Raw genomic sequence first — 14,281 nt, forward strand, 5'->3', positions numbered from 1 at the left:
GATTAGTGAAATTTGTGTTTTCTAAAAAATAAAAATGATCATAGATTTAATTTCAGATACAGTTACAAAGCCAACACCAAAAATGTTGGAAGCAATGATGAGCGCAAAAGTTGGCGATGATGTTTTTAAAATGGATCCAACTGTAAACGAGCTACAAGAAAAAGTAGCTACAATGTTTGGAATGGAAGACGCTTTGTTTTTTCCATCAGGAACTATGGCAAATCAAACAGCCATAAAATTGCATACACAGCCTGGAGATTTGGTTATTTGTGATAAATATGCTCATATTTATAATTATGAAAGTGGTGGAGTTGCTTTTAATTCTGGAGTTACGTGTAAGTTAATAGATGGTGAAAGAGGCATGTTTACAGCAAAGCAAATTGAAGAAATAGCTGCTGCAAAACCAGAAATCTATTTACCTTATACAAAACTAATTTGTTTAGAAAATACTACAAATAAAGGAGGTGGAGCTTGTTGGGATTTTGAAGAAATAAAAAAAATACAGCAAGTAGCTAAAAAAAATAATTTAAAGTTTCATTTAGATGGAGCACGTTTATTTAATGCTTTGGTTGCAAAAAATGAAACTCCAAAACAATATGGAGAATTATTTGATACGATTTCTATTTGTTTATCAAAAGGACTAGGAGCACCAATTGGTTCTCTTTTATTAGGATCAAAAAAAGATATGACGTATGGTTTAAGATTAAGAAAATTATTAGGTGGTGGAATGCGTCAAGTTGGTTTTTTAGCAGCTGCAGGAATCTATGCTTTAGATAATCATGTGGAAAGATTGGCAGAAGATCATCAAAAAGCAAAAGAAATAGGCGCACTTTTAGGATCACTTTCTTACATTACAAAAGTAGAACCTATAGAAACAAACATCATTATTTTTTATGTTGATGAAAAAATTGGTGCTGAGTTTTTTATCAACAAAATGAAAGAAAAAAATATTTTGTTAACACCAATGGGAGATGGAAAATTACGAATTGTTACGCATTTAGATTATACAGATAAAATGCACGAAATTTTATTAAAAGAATTGAAAAATTTTTAAAAATAAAAACGAACAACAGGCGAAATTGGCGAAGCAAAAACGCTTTTATCATCATCATATAAAACGTCATAACGAATACCAACAGCAAACCTACCTTGGTTATAGGCAACTCCTAAATGTAGTGCAGGAAAATTCGAATTGAAAGAGTTTGAACCTTGTATTTGTTGTTTTGCAAAATAATACTCTAACTCACCAGAAAACTGAACGTTAAAATTAGTTTGATATAAAGAGAGTATACTTGTGCTGTATGCAGTTGTAGAAAAATCGTTTATTTCGCTATATAAATACCCAAGACCTGCACCTAGAGCAAAACCATTATCAAAATTATAAATAGCACTTGGTGAAATACCAATAGTTGTTTGGTTGTTGCCAAAACCTAGTGTAAATCCTCCTCCAAACTGAACATTGTCCCAAAAGTCGGTTTTTTGAGAAAAAGTTGTTAAAGAAAAAGCTAAAAATATAAAAAGGACTAATTTTTTCATTACCAATTGTTTAATTTGTTTCTCCTAATTTAGCCAATTCTTTGTAATTTCTATTTAATTTTCTTAATAAAAAACCATATAATAATTGATAGAAAAGCCATAAAACACCTAAAATTAGAAGCGTTGCTATAAGTGTAGCAATTATTATTAAAAATATTTGTTTGTTATTTAAATCATCAAAATTATTATTTATGGAAGCTATTGTAACAACAATCATTATTAAAGCCATATAACTTAAATTAAAGAGGACATAATTTCTTACAGTTTTCCTAGTTTTTAGAATTTTTCTCATTAAAGTTCTTGTGGCATCTGTTGTAGAAATTCTTCTATAATTTAAATAAAACATGACAAGGAAGTAGAATAAAATTCCATAAGCAGCAATTTGAGTATAAAAAATAAAATCTTCTAATCCCATTTTTTTGTATTCAGCATAAGCTTCATCCATATCTATAATAAAATATAGAGAGTTAAGAATTACAAACTCTAAAATACCTATTATAAATATCCATTTTACAATAGATGACGATTTAGAATGTGCCAATTTGTAAATTTCTAAAGAAGATAATTTCTCATTTTCTTCTGGCTGGTTTACCCAGGCTTTTTTATAATTTTCTAATAAATCCATGTTTATGGGTTTAAAATGTTTTTTAATTTTTCTTTTGCTCTGTTCATCTTTACTCTAGCATTTACAGAGGTTATACCTAAGGTTTCAGCTATTTCTTTATAAGGTTTATCTTCTAAATACAAGAAAATTAAAGCCTTGTCAATATCATTTAAATGATGAATTGCTTTGTATAAAGAGGCTAATTGTTTTTCTTCTGTATCATCATATTCATGCCCTTTAATTTTATAAGCAAAATCACTTATATCTTGTGTTTTAATTCTTCTTGTCGATTTTCTATATAAAGAAATTGCTGTATTTAAAGCTACTCTATACATCCAGGTACTAAATTTGGAATCCCCTCTAAATTTGGGGTAATTTTTCCAAAGTTGAATAGTAATCTCTTGAAACAAATCATTATGAGCATCTTTATTTGTAGTGTAAATTCTACAAATTTTATGCGCAATATTTTGGTTTGTTTCAAAGTCCGATAAAAATCTAGTCTCTAAATCTTTCTGCACTTTAGTTATAGTTAGTTATTGTATTAGTAGTTTAAATTTAAGAAATGTTACATTTTTCTCAAATTAATTTTATTTCCAATTTAAATTATTAGATTTGTTAAATATAAAATTAAATAAATTGAACAATATTAAGCAAGATTTTACAATTAAAGACCTTGAAAATATCTCTGGAATAAAAGCGCACACAATTAGAATTTGGGAAAAGCGTTACAATTTATTATCACCAAAAAGATCAGAAACAAATATTAGGTATTATACTTCAGAAGATTTAACAAAACTCTTAAACATTGTGCTGTTAAACAATAATGAGTTTAAAATTTCTAAAATAGCAGCTATGTCAGATGAAGAAATTACGCTTCAATCTAGAGAGTTAGCCTTTAAAACTGCTATTAATGATGAAGCTATAAACTCTTTTAAAGTTTCGATGTTTCAGTTCGATAAAGTGTTATTTAACAATACTTATAATACGTTACTTCATAAAAAAACATTTAGGGATATTTTCAAAAATGTCTTTATTCCCTTTTTAGAGCATATTGGTTTATTATGGCATACAGAAACTTTATTGCCTGCACATGAGCATTTTATATCGAATTTAATTGCACAGAAAATTCAAATAAATACAGAAAAATTACAATTTAATATTATCAGTACAAATAAAACTTATGTATTGTTTTTACCAGATAACGAAATTCATGAATTAGGGTTGTTATATTTAAATTACGAGTTAGTCTTAAGAGGTTTTCATACTATCTATTTAGGGCAAAGTTTGCCTTTAGCAAACCTTAATTATTTTTTACAAGGTGATCGTGAAATTTGCTTTATAACTTCCTTAACCATACAGCCTTATGATGATAAAATAGAGAAATATTTTTATAACATTAATGAATTAATGACCAATAATAATCATAAATTTATTGCAGTTGGTAGAAAAGTACAAAAAGTTAAACACTTAGATTTAAGCTCTAATATTACAATGTACGATTCTATATCAGATTTGTTAAAAGTCTTATAAAGTTTTACAGTAATAATTTTTATTGTTTAATTAATATTTATATTTGTTAAACAAATAAATAGAATGAATAAAAACATATATATAATAGGTTCAGGTTTTTCCTCTTTATCAGCTTCTTGCTATTTAGCAAAAGAAGGCTATAAAGTAACTGTTTTAGAAAAAAACGATACTTTAGGAGGTAGAGCAAGGCAATACAAAAAAGATGGTTTTACTTTTGATTTAGGACCTTCTTGGTATTGGATGCCTGATGTTTTTGAGCGTTTTTTTGCAGATTTTGGCAAAAAACCTTCTGACTATTATATTTTAGATAAATTAAGTCCTGGTTACGAAGTTTATTTTGGTAAAAACGATTCTTTTAAAATATCAGATCGTTTAGAAGAAATTTATCAACTTTTTGAGGAAGAAGAAAAAGGGAGTTCAAAACATCTAAAAAGTTTTCTAGATTCAGCAAAATCAAACTATGAAACTGCAATTTTAGACTTGGTTTACAAACCAGGAATTTCTCCTTTAGAATTAGTGAATTCTACCACAATTGCAAGAGTAACTCAGTTTTTTTCGACCATAAGAACACAAGTTCGTAAAAATATAAAAAGTCAAAAATTAATTCAAATTTTAGAATTTCCAGTATTGTTTTTAGGAGCAAAACCTAGCAATACTCCAGCTTTCTATAATTTTATGAACTATGCAGATTTTGGTTTAGGAACTTGGCATCCAAGAGGAGGTATGTACAAAGTTATTGAAGGTATGGTTACTTTAGCAACAACTTTAGGTGTTAAATTTCAAGTTGATGCAAATGTAGAAAAGATTGTTGTTGATGAGCAAAACAATGTAAAAGGTTTGGTTGTAAATGGAGATGAAATTGAGACTAACTTAGTGTTAAGTGGTGCAGATTATCATCATACAGAAACCTTATTAAATCAAAATTTAAGACAATATTCAGAAATTTATTGGGCTAAAAAAACTTTTGCTCCATCATCTTTATTATTTTATGTTGGTTTTGATAAAAAAGTTAAAAATGTGAGCCATCATACTTTATTTTTTGATACAGATTTCGATTTGCATGCTGTAGAAATTTATGATCAACCAAAATGGCCAACAGCGCCACTATTTTATGCTAACTTTACATCGATAACTGATAGAACTTCTGCTCCAGAAGGTAAGGAAGCTGGTTTTTTCTTAATTCCTTTAGCTCCAGGTATTGAAGATACAGAAGCATTAAGAGAAGAATATTTTCATAAAATAGTAGACAGATTTGAGTCTTTAACAAATCAAAAAATAAAAGAAAGTGTTTTATTTAAAAGATCTTTTTGTGTAAAAGATTTTGAACAAGAATACAATTCTTACAAAGGCAATGCGTATGGAATGGCAAATACACTTTTACAAACAGCTTTTTTAAGACCAAGAATTAAGAGTAGTAAAGTAAATAATTTGTATTTTACAGGACAATTAACTGTGCCAGGTCCAGGTGTTCCTCCAGCATTAATATCAGGAAAAATAGCATCAGATTTAATTAAAAAAAATCAACTGTAATATGAAAGAATTGTTTGATAGCGTTTCTAATAGATGTAGTGAATTGGTTACTAAAAAATATAGTACCTCCTTTTCTATGGCTGTAAATATGTTGTCGCCGAAAATAAGAGCAGACATTTATAATATTTATGGTTTTGTTCGTTTCGCAGACGAAATCGTAGATACTTTTCATGATTACAACAAAGAGAAATTAATGGCACATTTTGAGCGCGATTATTATTTTGCAATAGAAGAAGGCATTAGTTTAAATCCTATTTTAAACTCTTTTCAGCAAACTGTAAAAAAGTATAATATTCCAGATCATATGGTTCAGGCTTTCTTAAAAAGCATGAAAGCAGATTTAAATAAAACCGAATATAATACCAAGGAAGAATATGATGAATACATTTATGGCTCTGCAGATGTTGTAGGTTTAATGTGTTTAAAAGTTTTTGTTAATGGTGATGATGAAATGTTTAATAAGCTAAAAGATGCAGCAATGCGTTTGGGTTCTGCATTTCAAAAAGTAAACTTTTTAAGAGATTTAAAAGACGATTTTGAGTTGTTAAATCGTTCTTATTTCCCAAATATAGATTTAGGTAAACTAGATCAAGCTTCTAAACAACTTATTATTGATGAAATTGAAGCCGATTTTAATTATGCGTATACAAATGGAATTTTAAAATTACCAGTAGAAGCAAAATTTGGAGTTTATATGGCTTATCGATATTATAGAAGGTTATTAAAAAAGCTAAAATCTGTTCCCTCTGAAAAAATTATGGATACAAGAATAAGAATTTCTGACCCAATGAAAATAAATTTGTTGGCTAGAAGTTATGTTAAATATAAATTGAATATTATTTAAGCATGTTAATATTAGTAACTTTAGTTGTTTTTTTATTAATGGAAGGTGTTACTTGGCTAACACACAAATACATAATGCACGGTTTTGGTTGGTTTTTACATGAAGATCATCATGAACCTGGTTATCCTCATGTATTTGAGAAAAACGATGCTTTTTTTATTGTTTTTGCGATTCCTAGTATCGCATTATTTTATTTTGGAACGTATACAGAACACACCTATTTGTTCTTTATAGGTTTAGGTATTTTATGTTATGGAATCGCTTATTTTATGGTTCATGACGTTCTAATTCACCAGAGATTTAGTTGGTTTAAAAGAACAAATAATTGGTATTTAAAAGGATTGAGAAAAGCCCATAAAATACACCATAAAAATATGGGGAAAGAAGATAGCCAATGTTTTGGAATGTTATTTGTGCCTTTTAAATATTTTAAAGCGTATAAAAAATAGCGATTTCTTTCTATTATTTAAAATTTAAGCTCTAATTTAAAATGGTTTAATCAACAATGGTAAAATACGATTATATAATTGTTGGTGCAGGAGCTGCAGGTTTAATGATGGCTTACAGAATGGCAAAAGAACCTTTTTTTGCTGATAAAACCATCTTAATTTTAGACAAAGAAAAGAAAACACAAAACGATAGAACTTGGTGTTTCTGGGAACAAAACAAAGGAGAATGGGATGATATCTTACATCATTCTTGGAGTAAAATATACTTTACATCAGATTCTTATTCATCAAAAAAAAGTATTTCTCCTTACAAATACAAGATGATTAAAGGTGATGATTTCTATAAAAAAACATGGAAATCTCTAGAAAATAAATCAAATATCACTTTTCGTAAAGAACCTGTTTCTGAAATTCTTCAAGAAGAAAAATTCGCAACAGTAATAACTTCGAAAAACACATATTTTTCTAAAAATATCCTGAATAGTATTTTGTTTTCTGACGATTATAAAAAACAATCAAAGTATCCAGCTTTACAGCAACATTTTGTAGGTTTTTTTATCAAAACAAAAGAAAATCACTTTGATAATTCCATTGCCACTTTTATGGATTTTTCTGTGGAACAAAAAGAAAATACACGTTTTATGTATGTGTTACCTTACAAAAAAAACGAAGCACTTTTTGAATACACACTTTTTTCTGCAGATTTATTACCTTATGATGAATACAAGGTAGGAATCGAAAAATATCTGCTAGAAAAAGGAATCACAGATTATGAAATTATTGAAAAGGAGCAGGGTTCAATACCAATGACCAGTTATGAATTTTGGAAAAAGAATTCAAAAAACATCATAAATATTGGCACTTCAGGTGGTTGGAGCAAAGCAAGTACAGGTTTTACTTTTAAAAATATTGATAAAAAAACTGTTGAATTAATTCATCATTTAAAACAAGAAAAATCTCTAGAAACGTTTCATCAAAAAACAAAATTTTGGCTTTATGATTTATTATTGTTAGATATTTTAGCCAAAAAAAATTATTTAGGAGCTTCTATATTTTCTAAAATGTTTAAAAATATTGCTCCTCAAAAAATCTTCAAATTCTTGGACGAAGAAACTACAATTGTAGAAGAGATTCAAATTTTTTCTAAAATGCAGAAAAGATTATTTTCTAAAGCACTTATTAGGCGAATTTTCTAAATTTTTTATCCATTTATATATTTGTTTCGTCCAAATTCACAAATATTCATTTTATATTAATTGAATTGTAAAATAGTTACTTTTAATAACATTTATACCTTAAAAATATAGTAGTATATCTATATTTGCACTTTTTTATTCCTATGAATATAAAAGTCTAACTTTTATGTTTCCTTCGATCTAAAATAGTATTATTATTTATTAAAATTATCAAACAATAAATGAAGTTTTCAAAAATTATACTTTTAATTGTAATTGCATTTACGTTCAATAATTGCGATCATTTTTTCGAATTTAGCGTGTACGAAGCAAACGTAATTCGAGAGCATAAAAATACAACCGCTAAAAATTTAGAATTATTAAAGAACGTTACTACAGCTTCTGATGATTTTAAATTCGCTTTTATAACAGATGTCCATTATTATTATGATGATCTTAAAACAATCGTCGACGATATTAATAAGAGAGATGATGTAAAATTTGTGGTTTTTGGTGGCGATATTGCAGACCAAGCATTGTTAAAAGAATATGAGATTTTTTATGATATTATGACAAATCTTAAAAAACCATATTTAACAGTAATTGGTAATCATGACTATAATTCGAATGGTGCTTTTATTTACAAGCAAATGTTTGGAGATTATAACTATTCCTTCGAATTTAATAATAATAAATTTGTTGTGTTCGACAATATTTATTTGGAAAGTGATAATGAAGTAGATTTTGATTGGTTATCATCAGCATTAAGTGACAATGCCAATTATAATCAAGTATTTTCATTTGCACATATTCCAACAATTAGCGATGATATTACACCAGAAATGCAGGAAAAATATAAATCTATCATGCTCGATAATAATGTTGCACTTTCTGTTCATGGCCATACACACAGTTATTCTTATGAACCTGGAGTTGTAAGTTATTTAATAATACCAACAGTTAAAGACACTGCTTATGGTATTATTAGTGTTCAAAAAGATACTTTTAATGTAGAACTTATAGAGTTATAAATAAAGATGAAGTTTAAAAATATTTTAATAGTACCTATCATATTACTGGTTTTTGTAAAATCTTTTGCGCAAGAAAAAGATTCAATTCAAGATAAATCTTGGTATACTCCAGATTATGTAAAAATGCAATTTGCAGGAAATATTGGTTTTTTATCAGTGGGAGCAGGTTATCAATTATTTAATGAAGTATTATATACAGAATTACTCTATGGTTTTGTACCAAAATCTATTTCAAGAGCAGAAAATATTCATTTAATCACTTTAAAAAATACATTTCCTCTTTTTAGAAAAAAAATAGGAAAAGAGTTGACTTTAATTCCAATAGCAGGTATTGCTGTAACGTATGATGTTGGTTCAACAACCTTTACAACACTTCCAGATAAATTTCCTGAGGGTTATTATTTTCCCACGGCTTTTCATGCAACTTTGTATGCAGGAGCTATGGTTCATCAAGATTTTAAAAACAAAAGTATTTTTAAAGGAGCCGATTTTTATTTAGAAGTTGGTACTGTAGAATCTTATTTATGGTATGCAGTTGTAAATGAATCTGTAACATTTAAAAACGTTTTCAGTACTTCAGTTGGCGTAAATTTTTACTTTTAATATTTTTTTGGGCGTTTTAACGGGCTTTCAATTATATCTTTTTTCCGAAAAAGAAAAAAGGATGCCATTTCAATCCCTAACGCAATTTTTTTGCTAGCTATTTTAGTTTCCGAAAATAAATAGTTTTTTATTAATATATTAAGACCTTTCAAAGTTTCAAATTTGAAAGGTCTTTTTTTATGTTATTTAGGATATTTCTCAGCAATTTTATCCAAACTCAAATTATGAATACTACCCACATGTGTATGTTGTTTTCCTAAATCTGGCTTATAAGTTCCACTTTGAACTTGACCACCAATTTGTTGATAGGCTTCTCTAAAACTCATTCCTTCAACAACCAAATTGTTGATAGAATCTACCGTAAATAAATACTGATATTTTTCATCATTCAAATCGATATCTTTTACAATAACTTGTTGAATGGAGTAATTAAAAATGTCTAAAATATCTTTTACATCTTCAAAAGCAGCAATGATGTTCTCTTTCAATAATTGAAAATCTCTGTGATAACCTGTTGGTAAATTATTGGTGATCATCACCATTTCTGTATGCAAAGCCTGAATTTTATTACATTTTCCACGAATCAATTCAAAAACATCAGGATTTTTTTTATGAGGCATAATGCTACTTCCTGTCGTTAATTCATCAGGAAAAGAAATAAAACCAAAATTCTGACTCATATACAAACAGACATCCATTGCAAAACGAGACATAGTGTTACACAAACCACCCAAAGCAGATGCAATAGAACGTTCGCTTTTTCCACGACTTAATTGTGCAGCAACTACATTGTATTTTAAGGTTGCAAATTCTAATTCTTTGGTAGTTAATTCTCTATCAATAGGAAAAGAAGAACCATACCCAGCAGCAGAACCCAAAGGATTTTGATCTACCACTTTTGCAACTGCATTTAGCATATAAACATCATCAATTAGCAATTCTGCATAGGCAGAAAACCACAATCCAAAAGACGATGGCATTGCAACCTGTAAATGTGTATAACCAGGTAAAAGGCTTTTTTTATGCGTTTCAGCAAGATTTAATAAGGTATCAAATAAAGTTTTAGTTTTATCATTTATAATGGCTAAATTCTCTTTATAATACAATTGAAGCGCCACTAAAACTTGGTCATTTCTAGAACGAGCTGTGTGAATTTTCTTACCAACTTCACCTAATTTATTGGTTAATTCCCACTCAATTTTAGAATGTACATCTTCAAAAGAAGGTTCAATTACAAACGTTCCGTTTTCAATATCTGAAGCTAATTCTTGCAAACCTCTTTTTAAATCTTTTAACTCATCAGCAGAAATAATACCTATAGATTCCAGCATTATTGCGTGAGCTAAAGAAGCCTGAACATCATATTTTGCAATATGGATATCAATCTCTCTATCATTACCCACTGTAAAGTTTTCTATTTGTTTATCTATTGAAAATCCTTTATCCCAAAGTTTCATGTGAAAATTGTTTAAGCGTTTATTTGTTTAATCGTGTACTTGTTAAAAAGTGAACATAAGGAAACTATTTCCAGAATTTCCACCATTTTTTCAAATCTATAACTGGTTTAAATCTATATTGAGTCGCTTTTTCTTCTAATTCTATATCGAAAAAACGTTTTCCAAGAAGAACCTCTATTTGATTCCATATAATTTCAGAAGTATCTTCAGAATCTTTTTCTATTGCTAATGCTTCTCCAGAATCTTCAACTCTTTCATCATTAACTTCAATAATTGAACGTTTTTCAACTCCTTTTTCACTATAATTAATATTGAAAACCATGGAAGTTTCTGAAAGCGCAAAAGTTAAAACATGATCATTTTTTAAATTAAACGATTGTTCGCAATTCTCCATTCCAATAAAAATAAGTGTTCCAGTTTTTGTAAAATGAACATTGCAAATTTTATCATCAGTCCAGTTTGCAGAAGCTGTTTCAAAATCAATTTCAGCAACTTTTTCTAAATTCCAACCTAATTGATTTTGAAGACTCTCAAAATCATTTTCATAATTTTTATTAATGGCTATTCCTGAAATATTATACCCCATAATTTTTAAAATCTAAACTTATCTCTTTTCTTTTGTCTTGCTTCTTTCTAAACAATTACACGATTCAACAATTCCACATATATTTCTATTCCTTCCTCAATTTCTGCCAAATATATAAATTCATTTGCGGAATGAGAACGTGTACTATCTCCAGGACCTAATTTTAAAGATTGGCAAGATAAACAAGCTTGATCTGATAGAGTAGGAGAACCATAAGTTTCTCTTCCCATTGCAATTCCTGCTTTTACCAAATCATGTTCAGTAGAAATAGCAGAAGAGTTTAATCGTAAACTTCTTGGAGTTATTTTTGTGCAAGGTGATTTTTCTTGTAAAATAGTGGCAATTTCTTGATTTGAATAGGCATCATTTACACGAACATCTACAACTAAATCTACGTGAGCAGGAACCACATTGTGCTGAGAACCAGCATTTATTTGTGTAACTGTCATTTTAACATCACCCAAAGCTTCAGAAGTTTTATTGAACTTAAAATCTTTAAACCATTGTAAAACTTCTATAGTGTTATAAATGGAATTATTGTTATTTGGATGAGCTGCATGACTTGGAGTTCCTTCTACAATTGCATCAAAAACCACCAAACCTTTTTCTGCGACTGCTAAATTCATTAAAGTTGGTTCGCCAACAATGGCAACATCTATATGTGGAATGATTGCCAACATAGAATTTAAGCCATTTGGTCCACTGCTTTCTTCTTCTGCAGAAGCCACAATGACTAAATTATATTTTAAATTTTCTTGTTGATAAAAATGAGTAAACGTTGCAAGTAAAGACACCAAACAACCACCAGCATCATTAGAACCCAAACCAAATAATTTGCCATCTTTTACAATCGCTTTAAAAGGATCGTTTGTATATGCAGAATTTGGATGCACAGTATCATGATGAGAATTTAACAACATTGTTGGTTTACTTTCATCAAAATATTTGTTGATTGCCCAAACATTATTTTTTGTTCTTTGAAAGGGAATTTCATTTTCTGTAAACCAACCTTCAATTAATAAAGCTGTGCGTTCTTCTTCGGATGAAAATGATTGTGTTTCAATTAAATTCTTTAAAAGTGAAATTGCATTTTCTGTTAATTTTTCAATACTCATTTTATAAGGTAATTGTTGTGAAATTTTCGTTTTCTTTAGTTAGCATAGCAGTGTTTCCTATATGTACTTTAGATACGCCATTATTTAAAGCATCAAAGCAATTGTCTATTTTAGGAATCATTCCATCAGTAATAATATTGTCTTTTAGTAATTTTTGATATGTCTTAGAATCGATCTGTTTAATTACAGAATTTTTATCATTAAAATCACTTAAAACACCATTCAGTTCAAAGCAATAATAAATGGAAGTATCATAAATTTTACTCATGCCAACTGCTATTGTACTTGCAATTGTATCTGCATTTGTGTTTAACAATTGTCCATTTCCATCATGTGTAATCGCACAGAAAACAGGCGTAAAATCGGCTTTCATTAATTTATCAATAGAATTTGAAGCTACTTTTTTTACATCACCTACAAAACCAAAATCAATTTCTTTTACGGGTCTTTTTTCTGATTGAATACTGTTAATATCTGCTCCTGTTAAACCAATAGCATCAATTTGTAAAGCTTGTAATTTAGCGACTATATTTTTGTTTACTAAACCTCCATAAACCATCGTAATTACCTCTAAAGTTTCTTTGTCAGTAATTCGTCTACCATTTATTAACTTCGATTCAATGCCTAATTTTGATGAAATATGCGTTGCACGTTTTCCTCCTCCATGAACCAAAATTTTCTTTCCTTCCAGCTTAGAAAATAGTTTTAGAAATGAATTTAAAGAAGTTTCGTCTTCAATAATATTTCCGCCAATTTTTATGATTGATAGTTTCTCCATTTGAGCTGAACTTGTTTCAGTTTCTTATTTATTTTTATTGTCTCCTCGAGCGCAGTCGAGAGGTTAATTAGGTCTCGACTGCGCTCAACCTGACAAATTTATAATTCTTTTAATATTTTAGACAAAACCAATTGCGCTGCAAAAGTTCTATTATTTGACTGTTCAATTACCAAAGAAGCCTCAGAATCTAACACAGCATCTTCTACAATTAAATTCCTTCTAACAGGCAAACAATGCATAAATTTAGCAGTTCCTAGTTTCTCTTTTGTAATCATCCAATTAGGATCTGTGTTTAGCACTTTTCCATAATCATCATAAGAACTCCAATTTTTTGTGTACACAAAATCGGCATTTTTAAAAGCTTCCTCTTGATTGTGAAAAATCTTTGTATCTTTTGTAATATCTGGACTTAAATTATATCCCTCTGGATTTGTAATTACAAATTCAACATCCATTTTTTGCATGGCCTGCGTAAAACTATTGGCAACTGCATGTGGTAAAGCTTTAATATGTGGAGCCCAACTTAACACTACTTTTGGTCTTTTTTTAGTGGTATTTTCGGCAATTGTAATAGCATCAGTAAAACCTTGTAAAGGATGCCCAGTTGCACTTTCCATACTTACAATTGGCACAGAAGCAAATTTTACAAACGATTTTAAAACTTGTTCAGATTCGTCTTTTTCCTTGTCTGTTAAACTCGGGAAAGCTCTAACAGCAATTACATTACAATATTGAGAAACTACAGCTGCAGCCTCTTTTATATGTTCTGCTGTGTTTCCATTCATGATGGTTCCATCTCCAAATTCAATTCCCCAAGCATCACCAGAAACATTCATTACAATAGGATTCATGCCTAAATTTAAAGCTGCTTTTTGTGTACTTAAACGCGTACGTAAACTCGAATTAAAAAACAATAATCCTAACGTTTTGTTTTTTCCTAAATCAATATTTTCGAATGGATTTGCTTTAATTTCTCTGGCTTCTTTAATCCAAGTATTGATATTATCTATGTCGTTTATGGAGGTGTAATTCTTCATCTCTTA

General features: G+C 28.8%; 16 protein-coding genes. 8 read left to right on the top strand and 8 right to left on the bottom strand.

Annotated features, from left to right (window positions below; translation table 11 throughout):
- Positions 1–34: 34 nt before the first annotated feature.
- On the top strand, positions 35–1,054 hold the full coding sequence (locus LPB03_RS01805) for a threonine aldolase family protein (RefSeq protein ID WP_065318180.1): 1,020 nt from the start codon (positions 35–37) through the stop codon (positions 1,052–1,054).
- Here LPB03_RS01805 and LPB03_RS01810 read toward each other — a convergent pair.
- Genes LPB03_RS01810 through LPB03_RS01820 form a run of 3 tightly spaced genes read right to left on the bottom strand, consistent with a single transcriptional unit; the run spans position 1,051 to position 2,658 of the window.
- Positions 1,051–1,536, bottom strand: coding sequence for a hypothetical protein (locus tag LPB03_RS01810; RefSeq protein ID WP_065318179.1), 486 nt, complete (start codon positions 1,534–1,536; stop codon positions 1,051–1,053). The genes LPB03_RS01805 and LPB03_RS01810 overlap by 4 nt on opposite strands.
- 10 nt (positions 1,537–1,546) lie before the next feature.
- Positions 1,547–2,161 (bottom strand): DUF8845 family protein, encoded by a 615-nt coding sequence (locus tag LPB03_RS01815; RefSeq protein WP_065318178.1) that lies wholly within the window; start codon positions 2,159–2,161, stop codon positions 1,547–1,549.
- A gap of 2 nt (positions 2,162–2,163) precedes the next feature.
- Positions 2,164–2,658, bottom strand: coding sequence for an RNA polymerase sigma factor (locus LPB03_RS01820; protein ID WP_065318177.1), 495 nt, complete (start codon positions 2,656–2,658; stop codon positions 2,164–2,166).
- Between the two features lie 118 nt (positions 2,659–2,776).
- Here LPB03_RS01820 and LPB03_RS01825 point away from each other — a divergent pair, with 118 nt between their 5' ends.
- The 7 genes from LPB03_RS01825 (at position 2,777) to LPB03_RS01855 (ending at position 9,302) form a co-directional block, all read left to right on the top strand.
- Entirely contained in the window at positions 2,777–3,670 is an 894-nt protein-coding gene (locus LPB03_RS01825; protein WP_170324181.1) for a MerR family transcriptional regulator, read from the top strand.
- Positions 3,671–3,733: 63 nt separating this feature from the next.
- The gene (gene crtID / locus LPB03_RS01830; protein ID WP_065318175.1) at positions 3,734–5,200 is read left to right on the top strand and encodes a bifunctional phytoene desaturase/3,4-desaturase; all 1,467 of its coding nucleotides are present in this window, start codon (positions 3,734–3,736) and stop codon (positions 5,198–5,200) included.
- A gap of 1 nt (position 5,201) precedes the next feature.
- Positions 5,202–6,044 (top strand): phytoene/squalene synthase family protein, encoded by an 843-nt coding sequence (locus tag LPB03_RS01835; protein WP_065318174.1) that lies wholly within the window; start codon positions 5,202–5,204, stop codon positions 6,042–6,044.
- A 2-nt stretch (positions 6,045–6,046) separates the two neighbouring features.
- Positions 6,047–6,493, top strand: coding sequence for a sterol desaturase family protein (locus LPB03_RS01840; protein WP_065318173.1), 447 nt, complete (start codon positions 6,047–6,049; stop codon positions 6,491–6,493).
- A 56-nt stretch (positions 6,494–6,549) separates the two neighbouring features.
- A complete protein-coding gene (locus LPB03_RS01845) occupies positions 6,550–7,689 on the top strand; it encodes a lycopene cyclase family protein (RefSeq protein ID WP_065318172.1) in 1,140 nt (379 codons plus the stop codon).
- Positions 7,690–7,910: 221 nt separating this feature from the next.
- Positions 7,911–8,699, top strand: coding sequence for a metallophosphoesterase family protein (locus LPB03_RS01850; protein WP_065318171.1), 789 nt, complete (start codon positions 7,911–7,913; stop codon positions 8,697–8,699).
- A 6-nt stretch (positions 8,700–8,705) separates the two neighbouring features.
- Positions 8,706–9,302, top strand: a complete 597-nt coding sequence (locus tag LPB03_RS01855; RefSeq protein WP_065318170.1) for a hypothetical protein — start codon at positions 8,706–8,708, stop codon at positions 9,300–9,302.
- A gap of 182 nt (positions 9,303–9,484) precedes the next feature.
- On the opposite strand, the gene argH is transcribed toward LPB03_RS01855, so the two are convergent.
- The 5 genes from argH to LPB03_RS01880 all read right to left on the bottom strand — a co-directional run bounded on the left by argH (position 9,485) and on the right by LPB03_RS01880 (position 14,275).
- On the bottom strand, positions 9,485–10,759 hold the full coding sequence (gene argH / locus LPB03_RS01860; RefSeq protein WP_065318169.1) for an argininosuccinate lyase: 1,275 nt from the start codon (positions 10,757–10,759) through the stop codon (positions 9,485–9,487).
- Positions 10,760–10,823: 64 nt separating this feature from the next.
- Positions 10,824–11,345 carry a hypothetical protein gene (locus LPB03_RS01865; protein ID WP_065318168.1) on the bottom strand — a complete coding sequence of 174 codons (522 nt, stop codon included), beginning with the start codon at positions 11,343–11,345 and terminating at the stop codon, positions 10,824–10,826.
- 47 nt (positions 11,346–11,392) lie between these two features.
- A complete protein-coding gene (locus LPB03_RS01870; RefSeq protein WP_065318167.1) occupies positions 11,393–12,460 on the bottom strand; it encodes a M20 family metallo-hydrolase in 1,068 nt (355 codons plus the stop codon).
- 1 nt (position 12,461) lies between these two features.
- Positions 12,462–13,238, bottom strand: a complete 777-nt coding sequence (gene argB, locus LPB03_RS01875) for an acetylglutamate kinase (protein WP_065318166.1) — start codon at positions 13,236–13,238, stop codon at positions 12,462–12,464.
- 98 nt (positions 13,239–13,336) lie between these two features.
- On the bottom strand, positions 13,337–14,275 hold the full coding sequence (locus LPB03_RS01880; RefSeq protein WP_065318165.1) for a Rossmann-fold NAD(P)-binding domain-containing protein: 939 nt from the start codon (positions 14,273–14,275) through the stop codon (positions 13,337–13,339).
- Positions 14,276–14,281: the final 6 nt, after the last annotated feature.

The sequence above is a fragment of the Polaribacter vadi genome (assembly GCF_001761365.1).
Lineage (GTDB): Bacteria > Bacteroidota > Bacteroidia > Flavobacteriales > Flavobacteriaceae > Polaribacter > Polaribacter vadi.

Coding starts and splice junctions, on each gene's coding strand:
- LPB03_RS01805 (WP_065318180.1), top strand. CDS start 35: ATGATCATAGATTTAATTTCAGATACAGTTACAAAGCCAACACCAAAA.
- LPB03_RS01810 (WP_065318179.1), bottom strand. CDS start 1,536: ATGAAAAAATTAGTCCTTTTTATATTTTTAGCTTTTTCTTTAACAACT.
- LPB03_RS01815 (WP_065318178.1), bottom strand. CDS start 2,161: ATGGATTTATTAGAAAATTATAAAAAAGCCTGGGTAAACCAGCCAGAA.
- crtID (WP_065318175.1), top strand. CDS start 3,734: ATGAATAAAAACATATATATAATAGGTTCAGGTTTTTCCTCTTTATCA.
- LPB03_RS01835 (WP_065318174.1), top strand. CDS start 5,202: ATGAAAGAATTGTTTGATAGCGTTTCTAATAGATGTAGTGAATTGGTT.
- LPB03_RS01840 (WP_065318173.1), top strand. CDS start 6,047: ATGTTAATATTAGTAACTTTAGTTGTTTTTTTATTAATGGAAGGTGTT.
- LPB03_RS01845 (WP_065318172.1), top strand. CDS start 6,550: ATGGTAAAATACGATTATATAATTGTTGGTGCAGGAGCTGCAGGTTTA.
- LPB03_RS01850 (WP_065318171.1), top strand. CDS start 7,911: ATGAAGTTTTCAAAAATTATACTTTTAATTGTAATTGCATTTACGTTC.
- LPB03_RS01855 (WP_065318170.1), top strand. CDS start 8,706: ATGAAGTTTAAAAATATTTTAATAGTACCTATCATATTACTGGTTTTT.
- argH (WP_065318169.1), bottom strand. CDS start 10,759: ATGAAACTTTGGGATAAAGGATTTTCAATAGATAAACAAATAGAAAAC.
- LPB03_RS01865 (WP_065318168.1), bottom strand. CDS start 11,345: ATGGGGTATAATATTTCAGGAATAGCCATTAATAAAAATTATGAAAAT.
- LPB03_RS01870 (WP_065318167.1), bottom strand. CDS start 12,460: ATGAGTATTGAAAAATTAACAGAAAATGCAATTTCACTTTTAAAGAAT.
- argB (WP_065318166.1), bottom strand. CDS start 13,238: ATGGAGAAACTATCAATCATAAAAATTGGCGGAAATATTATTGAAGAC.
- LPB03_RS01880 (WP_065318165.1), bottom strand. CDS start 14,275: ATGAAGAATTACACCTCCATAAACGACATAGATAATATCAATACTTGG.